This is a genomic window from Piscicoccus intestinalis NBRC 104926, assembly GCF_001515525.1.
GTDB lineage: Bacteria > Actinomycetota > Actinomycetes > Actinomycetales > Dermatophilaceae > Kineosphaera > Kineosphaera intestinalis.
This window is the reverse complement of record NZ_BCNQ01000118.1, coordinates 1-14337: the sequence shown is the minus strand read 5'-3', so window position 1 is coordinate 14337 and position 14337 is coordinate 1. Positions and strand designations below refer to the sequence as shown.

Sequence of the window (14337 nt, the reverse complement as noted above, 5' to 3'; positions counted from 1 at the left end):
CGGCGAGGCGAGCCCGCCCCCGAGCCCGCCTCCCACGGCCACGAGCGCCGTCGCCGCCGTGAGCGCCGTGGCGCCCCGGCGTCGAATCCATCCGGCCCGCCGTGAAACTCGCCGATCGATGCGCATCCCACACCCCCTCGGACGCCCCCTGACCAGCACAATCCCCGAGCTGGTTGAGCGTCTTGAACGCCTGTCCAAAAGATAAGCGGCGTGTGGGTGGGCAGGTGTGGGTCACCGTCGATCGCGGCCGGTTCGGGCCCGCCGAAGGGCTCGACGGGCCCGGCGGCACAGGCGGGTTCACGATGCAAGACACTGGTCTCGCGGGGGCGACGGACCCTCGCGCGGGCGCGACGCGCCGACTCGCTGGCACTCAAGTTGACCGAGTGCTAATCGGCGGCCTAGATTCGCATTAGCACTCCGACCCGCCAAGTGCTAAGCCGCGCGAGCGGTGCCGCGCTGGGTCGAGGTGGGAATCATGCGTCATCGAGGCCCGTGGTCGACCCCCGCGACGGCGGCTACACGGCAGCGGTGCGCACCACAACGTCAGTCCGCGCCCGATGCCGGGCGCGTCGAAGGAAGGGTCGAAGCGTGTCGGTTTCCATCAAGCCGCTCGAGGACCGCATCGTCGTCAAGTCCAGCGAGGCCGAGCAGACCACGGCCTCCGGTCTGGTCATCCCGGACACCGCCAAGGAGAAGCCCCAGGAGGGCGAGGTCCTGGCGATCGGTCCGGGCCGTGTCGACGACAACGGCAACCGCGTTCCGCTCGACGTCAAGGTCGGCGACAAGGTCATCTACAGCAAGTACGGCGGCACCGAGGTCAAGTACTCGGGTGAGGAGTACCTCATCCTCTCGGCCCGCGACGTTCTCGCTGTCGTCGAGCGCTGAGCGTCTGAGCTCAAGGCTCGCAGCACCTCGCGGTGAAGGCCCCGGCACGCGCCGCCACGGTGCGTCCGGGGCTTTCCCCGTTCATCACGGCAGATCACATCGCAGCTGAAGCAGCTGAAGCATCCGCGCGCCCGATCGGGCGCGACGAGGAGAGAAGGACCACTTCATGGCCAAGACGCTGGAGTTCGACGACTCCGCCCGCAAGTCGCTGGAGCGCGGTGTCGACGCGCTCGCCAATGCGGTCAAGGTGACGCTGGGCCCCAAGGGCCGCAATGTCGTCATCGACAAACAGTGGGGCGCACCCACGATCACGAACGACGGTGTGACGATCGCCCGCGAGATCGAGCTCGAGGACTCCTACGAGAACCTCGGCGCGCAGCTCGCCAAGGAGGTCGCCACCAAGACCAACGACATCGCCGGAGACGGTACGACCACCGCGACCGTGCTGGCTCAGGCCATGGTCAAGGAGGGTCTGCGCAACGTGGCCGCGGGCGCCGGGCCGGCCGGGCTCAAGCGCGGCATGGACAAGGCCGTCACGGCGATGAGCGACGCGCTGCTGGAGACGGCCCGCGAGGTCGAGAACCGCGACGAGATCGCCCAGGTCGCGAGCCTGTCGGCGCAGGACACGGAGATCGGTTCGCTCATCGCCGACGCCTTCGACAAGGTCGGCAAGGACGGCGTGATCACCGTCGAGGAGAGCCAGACGTCGGCGACGGCCCTGGAGTTCACCGAGGGCATGCAGTTCGACAAGGGCTACCTCTCGCCGTACTTCGTCACCGACCCCGAGCGCATGGAGGCCGTGCTCGAGGACGCCCTGGTGCTCGTCAACTCGGGCAAGATCTCCGCGATCGCCGACATCCTGCCGCTGCTGGAGCAGGTCGCGCAGGCCAAGAAGCCGCTGCTGATCATCGCCGAGGACGTCGACGGCGAGGCCCTGAGCACGCTGGTCGTCAACCGCATGCGCGAGATCCTCAAGGTCGTCGCCGTCAAGGCCCCCGGCTTCGGCGACCGCCGCAAGGCGATGCTGCAGGACATCGCGATCCTCACCGGCGCCACGGTCGTCAGCGAGGAGGTCGGCCTCAAGCTCGAGGGCGTCGACCTGGAGATGCTCGGCCAGGCCCGCCGCATCGTCGTCACGAAGGACAACACGACGATCGTCGACGGAGCCGGTGAGGCCGGCGAGGTCGAGGCCCGCGTGGGCCAGATCAAGTCCGAGATCGAGCGCACCGACTCCGACTGGGACCGCGAGAAGCTCCAGGAGCGCCTCGCCAAGCTCGCCGGTGGCGTCTGCGTCATCCAGGTCGGCGCGCACACCGAGGTCGAGCTCAAGGAGAAGAAGCACCGCATCGAGGACGCGATCTCCGCGACCCGCGCGGCCATCGAGGAGGGCATCGTCGCCGGTGGCGGCACCGCCCTGCTGCACGCCGCGAAGGCGCTCGACGGCCTCGAGGTCTCCGGTGACGAGGCCACCGGTGTCGCGATCGTGCGCAAGGCGGTCGCCGAGCCGCTGCGCTGGATCGCCGAGAACGCCGGCATCGAGGGCTACGTCGCGGTCGCCCGCGTGCGCGAGCTGGAGGCGGGCAGCGGCCTGGACGCCGCGACCGGTGAGTACGGCGACCTCGTCGCCAAGGGCATCATCGACCCCGTCAAGGTGACCCGGTCGGCGCTGCGCAACGCCGAGTCGATCGCGTCGATGGTGCTGACCACCGACACGCTCGTCGTCGAGAAGAAGGAGCCGGAGCCCGAGGTCGGGCACGGCCACGGTCACGGCCACTGAGCCGAACGAGTCTCGAGCGAGGTTCGTCGACCAGCGACGAGAAGCGGGCCCGGCGTCATGCCGGGCCCGCTTCGTCGTGATGTTGTGGTGCGGGTCGCGGTGGTGCGGTTGCGGACCGCCCGTCGTGGCCGGAGGCTTGGACCCGACGGACGTGACCGATGCGACCGCTCGACCGTCAGGAGGCGGCCGCGATCGTGCTGCGGTAGTGCGCTTCGCGCTCCTCCTCGGTCATGGCGCCCCAGACGCCGTAGGGCTCGCGCACGCGAAGGGCGTGCTCACGGCACTGCTGGAGCACCGGGCAGCGCAGGCACATGGCCTTGGCGGCGGCGTCGCGGTTGCGGCGCGCCGGGCCGCGCTCGCCCTCGGGGTGGAAAAACGTCTCCGGGCTGGCCTCGCGACAGGCGCCCTCGAGCTGCCAGTCCCATCGGTCGGCCACCGGCCCGGGCAGTCGGGAGATCTCGGCCACGTGGTGCCTCCTGAGGCTGCGTCGGTGGGTCGGTTCAGCTTGATCAGGCCGCGAGGATGCGGCACCCTCTACAACAGGTATGTGTGGAACGTGCGGTCTCACGCGTCGCGCCCTGTCGCGGCTCGATTACCCGCAGTTGCGAGGTGGCAAACCTCGCATTGTTCCGCCGGTCCGACCCGCGCGTGAGATCGCGGCGACGACGACGGCAGGAGAGACGAGCGGAAACGGGGAGCCTGTGGCTTCGGAGCGCGAGGCGGTCGCATGACAGCGCCTTCTCGCGACATGTTCCGCCGGCGCCGGGCCGCGAACGCGGGTGCCGCCGCGGGCCAGGCGGATTCGAGTGACACGTCGGAGGCTGCCACGGTGCGCCACGACACCCCGTCTCGGACGCCCGCCCAAGAAAAAGCAACCGCGGGCGGCCAGAGCGTAACGCCGGGGCACTCCCAAGCGATGGAAGACATGAGCGCCGGATCTCCGATGGCGTCCATGGCTGCCCAGGCCATGGCCGGTGATTCGGTGGCGCTCGAAGAACTCATGCGGGCGGTGCGCGAACGCGCGTTCCGCTACGCGAGGGCTCGACTGGGTCGATTTCCGCAGGCGGCGAATGCCGCCGAAGACGCCGCGCAGGAGGTGTGCATCGCAGTGTTGACGTCGCTGTCTCGGTATGACGAACGCGGTGTGCCCTTCGAGGCGTTCGTCTACTCCATCTGCGCCCGCAAGGTTGCGGACGTGCAGCGCGCGGCGATTCGCACCCCGGTGCCCACCGACGAGTTCCCGGACGACGCCGACCTGTCGGCGGGTCCGGAAGACCTGGCGATGGCCGGGGCCCAGGCCGACGAGGTGTGGGCGATGATGCAGGAACTTCCGGCCCACCAGCGTGAACTGCTCACGTTGCGGGTGGCGGTAGGCTTGTCAGCCGAAGAAACGGCGCAAGCGTTGGGAATGACCGCGGGGGCGGTTCGAGTTGCGCAGCACCGGGCGTTGGGCCGGTTGCGGGCGCTCTATGACAGGCGGGACAAGGGGGAGCCGTGACTAGGGACGAGTCTTTGGGGCTCGGTGCCATTCACGCGGATGACGATCTACTCGATCGGATCGGGCGACGCGACAACGCGTCGTTCGACGGCCTCGAAGAGATGTTGGCGTCGTGGACGGCGCAGATCGATGCGGACGCGGCGGCGATGGACGACCGCACCGGGCCGTTGGGCCTGCGGGGCAAGAGCCCGGCGGTCGCTGCGACGATCGCGCCGGAGATCACACCGATCCGATCGATCGCGCAGCGCCCGGCGCCGCGCACCATCCGCATTCCGGGTGCCCGGGCTGCCGCGGTCGCCGGCGTGCTCGCGGTGACGATGTCCGGTGGTGGGGTCGCTGCGGCGCTCACCGGCCAGGATGTGCCGATCATGTCGACGATCGTGCAGAAGGCGCGTGTCGACATGCCCGCGGGGCTGGCGTCGACGAGCCCGGAGAAGCTCGACGACGTCATGGTCAAGGTCGTCGCCGACCGCATCTCCGCCGGGCGCACCGACGAGGCACGGGAGATCGTCGAGGCCATGCAGGGGCAGGCCGGCCCTAACCCCGACCCCTCCGTCAAGGCCCAGGTCCAGGCCCTCGACGTCATGGTCGACGAGGCCGAACTGGCCGCTGCGGGTACCGCCTCGCCGACCTCCAGGAGCACGAGCACGCCGTCGATCGTGGCGGCGCCGAGCCCGAGCACGACGTCGGTGACCTCGGCCATCGGGTTGCCGCCGTCGGCTGCGTCCGCTCTGGTCACCTCACTGACTGCGACCGGGCTGGCTCCGTTGACCTCGCCGGCCTCCCCAGCGAGCGATTCGCAGCCCGCGGCGGCGACGGAGCCGAGTGAGCACGCCGACCCGACCTCGGAGCCGCCGGCCACTGACCCCGCAACGTCCGCTCCGGAGAGCCCGAGCAGCTCGCATTCGTCGAGCAGTTCGAGCGCCTCGAAGTCTTCGTCGCCGCGGAGCACGCCGACAAAGACCCGCCAACCGAGCAGCTCGAGCACCACCCGGAGCACCGCGGGCGTGCTTCCCGGCGCCGGCATGACCCGCGGCGGGTCCAGCAGTGACCGCACGCCCACCTCGTCGACCACCACCCGCTCCGGCAGCGCGTCGAGCTCGACCGGCGCGGCGAGCGGATCCAGCTCCGCCTCGTCTTCGTCGTCGTCCTCTTCGTCGTCGTCGAGCAGTTCGGCGGCCGCCGCGAGCGCGCCGAGCGCGACGAGCGAGCCCAGCGCGCCGGAGGAGACGCCGTCCGCCTCTCCGACACCGTCTCCGACGACGCCCACCGACTGACGATCGGCCGGACGTGCGCCGGCCGTCGACCGTAGCCGCACCCACGCCCGGAGTCGGGGCGTGGGTTTCGTGCTGCGCGACGGCGCTTCCGGCCCGGCCGAACGCGACTGAGCGAATAGGAGCATTCGGCCGCGGCGCCTAGAATCACGTCATGCAGTGGGCGACGAGCACGGAACTTGACGAGCGCACCCTGGCAGTGCGGAGTGAGCAACCCGCACCGACACCGCCGCCCGGCCCGGAGCCGGAACACGACCCCTTCGCCCTCACCGGCCTCACCTACGACGACGTGCTCCTGCTGCCCGGGGAGACCGATGTCATCCCCTCGGAGGCCGACACCTCCAGCCGCGTGACCCGCAACATCACGGTGAGCATGCCGCTGCTGTCGGCCGCGATGGACACCGTCACCGAGTCGCGGATGGCGATCGCCATGGCCCGTCAGGGCGGCCTGGGTGTGCTGCACCGCAACCTGTCGATCCACGACCAGGCGCGCCACGTTGACCAGGTGAAGCGCTCGGAGATGGGCATGATCACCGACCCGGTCACGGTCTCGCCCGACGCCACGTTGCGTCAGGTCGACGAGTTGTGCGGGCAGTTCCGAATCTCGGGGCTGCCCGTCGTCGACCCCGATGACCGCCTGCTCGGCATCATCACCAACCGCGACCTGCGCTTCGAGACCGACGCGCAGCGGCGGGTCAGCGAGGTGATGACCCCGATGCCGCTGGTCACGGCCCCGGTCGGCGTCGACAAGAACGACGCGCTGGCGCTGCTGGCCCGCCACAAGATCGAGAAGCTGCCGCTCGTCGACGACGCGGGACGGCTGCGCGGCCTGTTCACCGTCAAGGACTTCACGAAGTCCGAGCAGTACCCGCACGCGACGAAGGACGACGCCGGACGGCTGCGCGTCGGCGCCGCAGCCGGTTTCTGGGGCGACTCCTGGGAGCGCGCGATGACGCTCGTCGAAGCCGGCGTCGACGTGCTCGTCGTCGACACCGCCAACGGGCACGCCCGCGGCGTCACCGACATGATCCGGCGGATCAAGAGCGACCCGGCCGCCGCGGGTGTCGACGTCATCGGCGGCAACGTCGCCACCCGGGAGGGAGCCCAGGCTCTCGTCGACGCCGGGGCCGACGCCATCAAGGTCGGGGTCGGGCCCGGCTCCATCTGCACCACCCGCATCGTCGCGGGGGTCGGCGTGCCGCAGGTGACCGCGATCCACCTCGCCTCCCTGGCGGCCCGCCCGGCCGGTGTGCCCCTCATCGGAGACGGTGGCCTGCAGTTCTCCGGCGACATCGCCAAGGCCCTCGTCGCCGGGGCCGACACGGTGATGCTCGGCTCGCTGCTCGCCGGCTGCGAGGAGAGCCCGGGCGAACTGGTGTTCATCAACGGCAAGCAGTACAAGTCGTACCGCGGCATGGGGTCGCTCGGCGCGATGGCCTCCCGTGGACGCGGGGTTTCGTACTCCAAGGACCGCTACTTCCAGGCCGACGTCTCGGACGACGACAAGGTGGTGCCCGAGGGTGTCGAGGGGCAGGTGGCCTACCGGGGCCCGCTGTCGGCGGTCGCCTACCAGCTCGTCGGCGGTCTGCGGCAGTCGATGTTCTACGTGGGGGCGCGCACGGTGCCGGAGCTGCGCGCCCGGGGCCGGTTCGTGCGGATCACCGCGGCCGGCCTCAAGGAGAGTCACCCGCACGACATCCAGATGACCGTCGAGGCGCCGAACTACACGCGCAAGGCGTGAGGCACTCATTACGGCGTTGATCGGCCCTCATTCGAGGTCGGACAATTCGTTGTGCGCATTCGATGCGCAAAGTGCTCCACGCACGCTTGTATTCATCGTCGAACCGGGCCATGACCGCCCTGAACAGGGCGTGCGCGCCCCGGAATCGGCCTGGTGGCGGAGGGGAATCCGATTGCTTCCGTAGGTCGTCCGAGGCTCGACGAGGCCACCTGCCGCGATGGCGAGGGTCGCGGGACCCCGCCGCGGCATGCCTACCATGTCCGTACGGATGTGAGATTCCAGTCGGACGCTTGTATAGTTTCCCACAGCGCAATGCCTCGCTACGGTGTGCCTTTTGGCCCGAGGAGGCCCGCGCAGGGGGAAGCGCGTCGCCGGGAGCGACGCAGCGTTTATCAGGGGGTTTTTACAGACATGCCCGCGACGATTCGACACGCCCGGGGAGGGGCACGATGAAGGCAGTCATTCTGGCCGGTGGACTCGGCACGCGTCTGAGCGAGGAGACGGCGCTGCGGCCGAAGCCGATGGTCGAGGTCGGGGGCTACCCGATCATGTGGCACATCATGAAGAGCTATGCCGCGCACGGCATCAAGGACTTCGTGGTGTGCTGCGGCTACAAGGGCGAGGTCATCAAGGACTACTTCGCGAACTACGCGATGCGCCGCTCCGACGTGACGTTCGACCTCGGCAAGGACGAGATGACCGTGCACAACCGGTCCGCCGAGGACTGGCGCGTCACGCTCGTCGACACCGGCGCCGAGACGATGACCGGCGGCCGCCTCGCCCGCGTGCGTGAGCACGTCGGCGACGAGACCTTCTGCTTCACCTACGGCGACGGCGTGACCGACGCCGACATCAGCGCCGAGATCGCCTTCCACAAGAGCGAGGGCCTGGAGGCCACGATGATGGCCGTGCAGCCCGCCGGCCGCTTCGGCGCGCTGGTGCTCGGAGCCAACGAGACCAAGATCGAGTCGTTCATGGAGAAGCCCGCCGGCGACGGCGCCTGGATCAACGCCGGCTACTTCGTGCTCGAGCCCTCGGTCATCGACTACATCGACGGTGACGACACCGTCTTCGAGCAGGGACCGCTGCGCAACCTGGCGCACGCGGGCCAACTCAACGCGTTCAAGCACGACGGGTTCTGGCAGCCGATGGACACGCTGCGCGACCGGAACCTGCTGGAGACCCTGTGGAGCAAGGGCACGGCGCCCTGGAAGGTGTGGAACTGAGCATGAAGATTCTTGTCACCGGCACCGATGGCTACATCGGCTGTCTGCTGGCCCCGATGCTGATCGACGCGGGACACGAGGTCGTCGCCGTCGACACGGGCTTCTACAAGAACGGCTGGCTGTACAACGGCCTGCGCAGCGAGGCGCTGACGCTGGCCAAGGACATGCGTAACCTCACCGAGGCCGACTTCGAGGGCGTCGACGCCGTCGTCGCGCTCGCCGAGCTGAGCAACGACCCGGTCGGCGACCTCGTCGGCCCGATCACCTACGACATCAACCACCTCGGCAGCAGCCACGTGGCCCGCACCGCCAAGGCCGCCGGCGTCGAGCGGTTCGTCTACATGAGCTCCTGCTCGGTGTACGGCGTGGCCGACGGCACCGTCGACGAGACGAGCCCGGTCAACCCGCAGACCGCCTACGGCAAGTGCAAGTACCTCACCGAGCAGGACCTGTGGGAGATGGCGGACGACAACTTCCACCCCGTCGCCCTGCGCAACGCCACCGCCTTCGGCGCGAGCCCGCGGCAGCGCTTCGACATCGTGCTGAACAACCTCTCCGGCCTGGCCTACACCACCGGCGTCATCGCGATGACCTCCGACGGCACCCCGTGGCGCCCGATGGCCCACGCGCTGGACCTGTGCAAGGGCATCCTGCTGATGCTCGACTCGCCGGTGGAGAAGATCCACGGCCAGGCGTTCAACTCCGGCTCCATCGACAACAACTACACGGTGCGCGAGATCGCGGAGACGGTGGCCAACGAGTTCACCGGCTGCCAGCTGAGCTTCGGGGAGCCGGGCGCCGACAACCGGTCGTACAAGGTCAACTTCGACAAGATCAGCGACCTGGGCCTGGTCTGCGACTGGGATCTGGCCAAGGGCGCCAAGCAGCTGCACGAGGTCTTCGACGCGATCCAGCTCGACGAGGCCACGTTCACCGGCCGCGGGCACACCCGGCTCAAGCAGATCGAGTGGCTGCTGAAGACCGGCCAGGTCGACGAGAAGCTGTTCTGGAAGCGGGAGTGGTGAGCATGAAGTTCACGGAAACGGCCGTCGACGGCTGCTGGATCATCGACCTCACGCCGTTCGGCGACGAGCGCGGCGGCTTCGCCCGCACGTTCTGCCAGGACGAGTTCGCGGCGCACGGCATCGAGACCCACGTCGCCCAGGCCAACATGAGTTGGAACGCCAAGAAGGGCACGATGCGCGGCATGCACCGCCAGATCGAGCCCGCCGCCGAGGGCAAGCTCGTGCGCTGCACCCGCGGCACGATCGTCGACTGCTGCCTGGACCTGCGCGAGGACAGCCCGACGTTCGGCCAGAACGTCATGGTCGAGCTGAGCGCCGACAACCGGCGCGCGCTGTGGATCCCGCCGTACTGCGGCCACGGGTATTTGACGACGACAGATGACACAGAAGTCATGTACCAGGTCAGCGGCATGTACACCCCGTCCGCCGAGCGTGGGCAGCGCTACGACGACCCGGCCTTCGGCCTGGAGTGGCCCGGCGAGGTCGAGGTCATCTCCGACAAGGACAAGGCATGGCCGGACTGGGACGGGAAGGCGATCCGATGATCATCACCGACACCCTGCTCGCCTCCCGCGACGCCGCCGGGAGCCCGATCCGCGTCGGCATCGCCGGCCCCGGTTTCATGGCCAAGGGCCTGATCAACCACATCACGAACACCGTCGCGGGCCAGAGCGTCGCGGTCGTCTTCGCCCGGACCCCCCAGAAGGGCGTGTTCGCGCTGGAGAACGCCGGGATCGACGCCGACGCGATCGAGGTCGTCGACACCGCAGCCGACGTCGACCGGGTGGTCGGCGAGGGCCGGCACGCGGTGACGAGCAACCACGAGGCGATGACCGGCGCGCACGGCGTCGACGTGGTCGTCGACTGCACCGGCTCCGTGGAGTTCGGGGCGCGCCTGGCGCTCGACACGCTCGCCGGGCGCAAGCACCTCGTGCTGATGAACGCCGAGGTCGACGCGACGATCGGCTCGATCCTCAACAAGAAGTTCACCGAGGCCGGCCTGGTCTACACCGGCTGCGACGGCGACCAGCCGGGCGTGCAGATGAACCTCATCCGGTTCGTGCGCGGCCTGGGCCTGACGCCGCTGGTCGCGGGCAACATCAAGGGCCTGCAGGACCCGTACCGCACGCCGACGACCCAGAAGGGCTTCGCCGAGAAGTGGGGCCAGGACCCGCACATGGTGACGAGCTTCGCCGACGGCACGAAGGTCAGCGTCGAGCAGGCGCTCGTCGCCAACGCCGCCGGCCTGAGCGTGCACAAGCGCGGCTGCCTGCAGCGCGAGCACAAGGGGCACGTCGACGAGCTGACGAGCATGTACGACGTCGATGAGCTCAAGGAGCTCGGCGGCGCCGTCGACTACGTCGTGGGTTCCAAGCCGGGCCCGGGCGTGTACGTGCTCGCCACGCACGACGACCCCAAGCAGCAGCACTACCTCAACCTCTACAAGCTCGGTGAGGGGCCGCTGTACAGCTTCTACACGCCCTACCACCTGTGCCACTTCGAGGTGCCGAACACGATCGCCCGCGCGGCGCTGCTCGGTGACGCGACGATCAAGCCGCTGGGCACCCCGCGGGTCGAGGTCGTCACCGTCGCCAAGCGCGACCTCAAGGCGGGGGAGACGCTCGACGCGCTCGGCGGGTACACCTACTACGGCGAGTGCGAGAAGGCGCCGATCGCGGCGGCTGAGAATCTCATTCCGGTGGGCCTCGCGGAGGGCTGCGTGCTGACCCGCGACGTCGCCAAGGACGAGGTCATCTCGTACGCCGACGTCACGGTGCCGGCCGGCCGGCTGGCCGACGAGCTGCGCGCCGAGCAGGACGCGGCGTTCCCGCAGCCGGCCCTCGAGCCGGCCACGCAGGGGGCGAGCGCATCATGACGGAGCCCGTCGACCCGGTCCCCACCACGCCCGCGGAGGCGGCCGACGTGCCGCCGCGCGACGAGACTCCCCGCACGGTGCGCGCCGACGTCGCCGACACCGGCTCCGGTCGCGAATCGGCGCCGCAGATCTATGATTACGCGGTCATCGGCGGCGGGATCGTCGGCCTGGCGACGGCGATGAAGCTGCTGGCGGAGCGGCCGGGCGCGAGCCTGGTCGTGCTCGAGAAGGAGGACCGCGTCGCGGCCCACCAGACCGGGCACAACTCCGGCGTCATCCACGCGGGCATCTACTACAAGCCCGGCTCGCACAAGGCGATCTTGTGCAAGCAGGGTGCGCAGCGCACGCGGGAGTTCTGCGACGAGCACGGCATCCCGTACCACAACACCGGCAAGCTCATCGTCGCGACGAACGCGGCGGAGTTGGAGCGCATGAACGCCCTGTACGAGCGGGCGCTCATCAACGAGCTCGACGTCGAGAAGATCGACGCGGCGGAGTTGCGTCGGCGCGAGCCGAACATCACCGGTGTCGGCGCGATCTTCCTGAAGTCGACCGGCATCGTCGACTACAAGCAGGTCTGCGCGAAGATGGCGCAGGTCATCGAGGGCGCCGGCGGCACGATCCGGCTCGGCACCAAGGTCGCCGACATCACCGAGTCGCTCTCGGAGGTGCGCATCGACGTGGAGTCGGGCTCTGGCTCTGGTGCGCCCGAGCGGGTGTACGCCAAGCAGCTCGTCGTGTGCGGCGGCATCCAGGCCGACCGGCTCGCGACGATGGCGGGTCTGGACGTCGACTTCCAGATGGTGCCGTTCCGCGGGGAGTACTACCGGCTCCCGGCGAGCAAGAACGACATCGTGCACACGCTGATCTACCCGGTGCCCGACCCGGAGCTGCCGTTCTTGGGCGTGCACCTGACGCTGATGATGGACGGCGGTGTGACCGTCGGCCCGAACGCGGTCATGGGGTTCTCGCGGGAGGGCTACCCGAAGTGGTCGCTGAACGCGAAGGACATCGCGTCGTTCGTGCGCTTCCCGGGTTTCTGGAAGGTGGCCAAGGCGCAGCTGAAGACGGGTGCGGTCGAGCAGTGGAACTCGGTGTACAAGCCGGGGTATCTCGAGCTGATCCGCAAGTACTGCCCGCAGCTGACGACGGCCGACCTGACCCCGGAGCCCGCGGGCATCCGCGCGCAGGCCGTGCGTAAGGACGGTTCGATGGTCGAGGACTTCCTCTTCTACGAGACCGAGCGCATGACGCACGTGTGCAACGCCCCGTCTCCGGCGGCGACCAGCGCGATGCCGATCGGCGACCTCATCGCCGAGAAGGTGCTCGCTCGCGCCTGAGTTCGGTTCGATTCTGTCGCGAAGCGCCCGGTCCTTCCTGTGCCACGCAGGGGGTCCGGGCGCTTCGTCGTGCCTGGACCGCTGTGGATAACCGAGAACCCGTCGATGCGGAACTGGCTAGCGTTGTGGCGGGCCTTCCGTACGGTGCGGTTCAGCCGTGACACTGGGGAGAGGAGGTGGCCCGATGAGCAGCGCGAGTGTTGCCGCGCCTCGGCGGATGACGCTGGAGGAGTTCTTCGAATACGAGCACGAGTTCAAACACGAGCTGGTCGCGGGCGTCCTGGAGATGTGCCCGCCCGAAGGATTCGGCAATCGATTGGGGCTGACCAGGCTGGGTCGGCTGCTGGAGTCGGCCGGCGTCGATTGGGCGCCGGACGTCGGGGTCATGCTCGACCCCACTCCCGCGCGGGCGACCGTGCGGGTGCCTGACTTCGTGGCGGTTCGCGCGGGCTCGATCGACGAGGCACGCACGCTCGATCCCTCGGATGTGGTCTTGGTCGCCGAGTTGGTTTCGCCCTCCTCGCGCCGCAAGGACTGGCAGATCAAAGCGCGCGAGTACGGTCGCGCCGGGGTGCCGCTGTACCTCGTGATCGACCGCCAGCGACAGCGACTCGCACTCTTCACCCACCGCGGTGTGTCCGGATACGAGCACGTCACTCAGGACGCGAGCCAGGTGACCGTGCCATTGCTCGGTACCGACATCGTCGTGGCTCTGTCCGAACTCGGCTGACCGCTGGTCAGTGAACCCTACGACATCCGCACGGGAGCCTGTGCTGTCGGGCCGAACCGCTCGGCTGCCGCTGAGCCGGCTCCGCGGAGATGATTCGGCGGTAGCCCGGCGGCCCCGTTCCGGGCGCCGAGACGACGCGCTCATTCAGCGAGACAGGAGGCCGGGAGTCGGTGTCGCCACGCCGGGCTGGGCTGCCCGGCTGCCCGGCCGCCCGGCCGCCCGGCTACCGGCGAGTCAACTCCGCGGAGCGCCTCCGCCGCCACCGGCGAGGCGGCAGCCGCCCGAGGGGACACGGTGTCGGTTATCGGCCACCCAGCGGTAGACCCACGCGGCCACGTGGCGCCGTGCGAACGCCCCGCATCGCAGGCAGAATCCGCAGTCGCCTCACCAGCACGGGCGCCCGCGCGGCACCCGGCGCATTAGCGCCCGAGGCAGGCTCGGCCTGGGTCATCGGCCTCCGCCCGAGGCGGCCCGCGGGGTGCTGTCCTGGCCCTCGGAACCGCTGGATGGGCCCTCGTCGGCGCCCCCGCCCTGCGCGGCCTCCCGCGGCAACCGGCGCGTCGCCTCCGCCCAGAACTGGGCCCGCAGCGCGTACCGGTCCTCCTCGCGGATGTCGTACACCCCGAGCCGCGCGGACAGGTCCTGCAGCAGGGCCCGGTCGATGTCGGACAGGATCGCCGGGCGGTTGGCGAACAGCCGCGTCTGATCGGCCTCCGAGGCCGACGCCAGCCACGTGCCGAGCACCCGGGAGCACACCTGCTCGATGACGGCGTCGTCGGCGACCCGGGCTCCGGGCAGGTGTGGCGGCTCCGACGGGCGGCCCGTGGACGTCGAGTAGATGACGGTCGCCTCCCCGGCGGGACGCGGGCGCGAGCCGGCGAACGCGGCGGGGCTGGGGGCGCCACCGCCGTGCGCAGCCGGGGCGCCGGCCGCCGACGGGCGGGCCCGGTGACCGGAGAGCAGCG

The 14337-nt window shown here is 69.7% G+C and carries 13 protein-coding genes; 10 read left to right on the top strand and 3 right to left on the bottom strand.

The window, feature by feature from the left end:
• Positions 1-588: 588 nt before the first annotated feature.
• Together groES and groL are read left to right on the top strand one after the other, a co-directional pair.
• Positions 589-885 carry a co-chaperone GroES gene (gene groES / locus PINTE_RS16190; RefSeq protein ID WP_068432853.1) on the top strand — a complete coding sequence of 99 codons (297 nt, stop codon included), beginning with the start codon at positions 589-591 and terminating at the stop codon, positions 883-885.
• 166 nt (positions 886-1051) lie between these two features.
• Positions 1052-2662 carry a chaperonin GroEL gene (gene groL, locus PINTE_RS16185; protein WP_068432851.1) on the top strand — a complete coding sequence of 537 codons (1611 nt, stop codon included), beginning with the start codon at positions 1052-1054 and terminating at the stop codon, positions 2660-2662.
• Positions 2663-2837: 175 nt separating this feature from the next.
• Here groL and PINTE_RS16180 read toward each other — a convergent pair whose 3' ends face one another.
• Complete coding sequence (locus PINTE_RS16180) at positions 2838-3128, bottom strand: WhiB family transcriptional regulator (RefSeq protein ID WP_068432849.1); 291 nt, start codon at positions 3126-3128, stop codon at positions 2838-2840.
• 450 nt (positions 3129-3578) lie between these two features.
• On the opposite strand from PINTE_RS16180, the gene shbA reads away from it, so the two are divergent.
• Entirely contained in the window at positions 3579-4160 is a 582-nt protein-coding gene (gene shbA, locus PINTE_RS16175; RefSeq protein ID WP_068432861.1) for an RNA polymerase sigma factor ShbA, read from the top strand.
• A 31-nt stretch (positions 4161-4191) separates the two neighbouring features.
• On the opposite strand, the gene PINTE_RS16170 is transcribed toward shbA, so the two are convergent.
• Positions 4192-5430: a hypothetical protein gene (locus tag PINTE_RS16170; protein ID WP_068432847.1), complete on the bottom strand. Its 1239-nt coding sequence runs from the start codon at positions 5428-5430 to the stop codon at positions 4192-4194.
• A 158-nt stretch (positions 5431-5588) separates the two neighbouring features.
• Between PINTE_RS16170 and guaB the strand changes: the two genes are divergently transcribed.
• From guaB to PINTE_RS16135, 7 genes are all read left to right on the top strand, one after another.
• Entirely contained in the window at positions 5589-7175 is a 1587-nt protein-coding gene (guaB, locus tag PINTE_RS16165) for an IMP dehydrogenase (protein ID WP_084343694.1), read from the top strand.
• A gap of 449 nt (positions 7176-7624) precedes the next feature.
• Positions 7625-8401, top strand: a complete 777-nt coding sequence (rfbF, locus tag PINTE_RS16160) for a glucose-1-phosphate cytidylyltransferase (RefSeq protein ID WP_068432845.1) — start codon at positions 7625-7627, stop codon at positions 8399-8401.
• Positions 8402-8403: 2 nt separating this feature from the next.
• Positions 8404-9426 carry an NAD-dependent epimerase/dehydratase family protein gene (locus PINTE_RS16155; RefSeq protein WP_068432841.1) on the top strand — a complete coding sequence of 341 codons (1023 nt, stop codon included), beginning with the start codon at positions 8404-8406 and terminating at the stop codon, positions 9424-9426.
• 2 nt (positions 9427-9428) lie between these two features.
• Entirely contained in the window at positions 9429-9971 is a 543-nt protein-coding gene (gene rfbC / locus PINTE_RS16150) for a dTDP-4-dehydrorhamnose 3,5-epimerase (protein ID WP_068432839.1), read from the top strand.
• The gene (locus tag PINTE_RS16145; RefSeq protein ID WP_245642997.1) at positions 9938-11302 is read left to right on the top strand and encodes an NAD(P)H-dependent oxidoreductase; all 1365 of its coding nucleotides are present in this window, start codon (positions 9938-9940) and stop codon (positions 11300-11302) included. Before rfbC ends, PINTE_RS16145 begins: the two co-directional genes overlap by 34 nt.
• Positions 11299-12642 (top strand): L-2-hydroxyglutarate dehydrogenase, encoded by a 1344-nt coding sequence (gene lhgD, locus PINTE_RS16140; protein WP_281178919.1) that lies wholly within the window; start codon positions 11299-11301, stop codon positions 12640-12642. The genes PINTE_RS16145 and lhgD overlap by 4 nt, the downstream gene beginning before the upstream one ends.
• Before the next feature lie 184 nt (positions 12643-12826).
• Positions 12827-13372 carry a Uma2 family endonuclease gene (locus PINTE_RS16135; protein ID WP_084343693.1) on the top strand — a complete coding sequence of 182 codons (546 nt, stop codon included), beginning with the start codon at positions 12827-12829 and terminating at the stop codon, positions 13370-13372.
• A 447-nt stretch (positions 13373-13819) separates the two neighbouring features.
• Here PINTE_RS16135 and PINTE_RS23330 read toward each other — a convergent pair.
• A partial coding sequence (locus tag PINTE_RS23330) for a hypothetical protein (RefSeq protein ID WP_373280171.1) occupies positions 13820-14337 on the bottom strand: 518 nt, incomplete at its 5' end.

Coding starts and splice junctions, on each gene's coding strand:
- rfbC (WP_068432839.1), top strand. CDS start 9,429: ATGAAGTTCACGGAAACGGCCGTCGACGGCTGCTGGATCATCGACCTC.
- PINTE_RS16155 (WP_068432841.1), top strand. CDS start 8,404: ATGAAGATTCTTGTCACCGGCACCGATGGCTACATCGGCTGTCTGCTG.
- PINTE_RS16145 (WP_245642997.1), top strand. CDS start 9,938: ATGGCCGGACTGGGACGGGAAGGCGATCCGATGATCATCACCGACACC.
- groL (WP_068432851.1), top strand. CDS start 1,052: ATGGCCAAGACGCTGGAGTTCGACGACTCCGCCCGCAAGTCGCTGGAG.
- lhgD (WP_281178919.1), top strand. CDS start 11,299: ATGACGGAGCCCGTCGACCCGGTCCCCACCACGCCCGCGGAGGCGGCC.
- shbA (WP_068432861.1), top strand. CDS start 3,579: ATGGAAGACATGAGCGCCGGATCTCCGATGGCGTCCATGGCTGCCCAG.
- PINTE_RS16135 (WP_084343693.1), top strand. CDS start 12,827: ATGAGCAGCGCGAGTGTTGCCGCGCCTCGGCGGATGACGCTGGAGGAG.
- rfbF (WP_068432845.1), top strand. CDS start 7,625: ATGAAGGCAGTCATTCTGGCCGGTGGACTCGGCACGCGTCTGAGCGAG.
- guaB (WP_084343694.1), top strand. CDS start 5,589: ATGCAGTGGGCGACGAGCACGGAACTTGACGAGCGCACCCTGGCAGTG.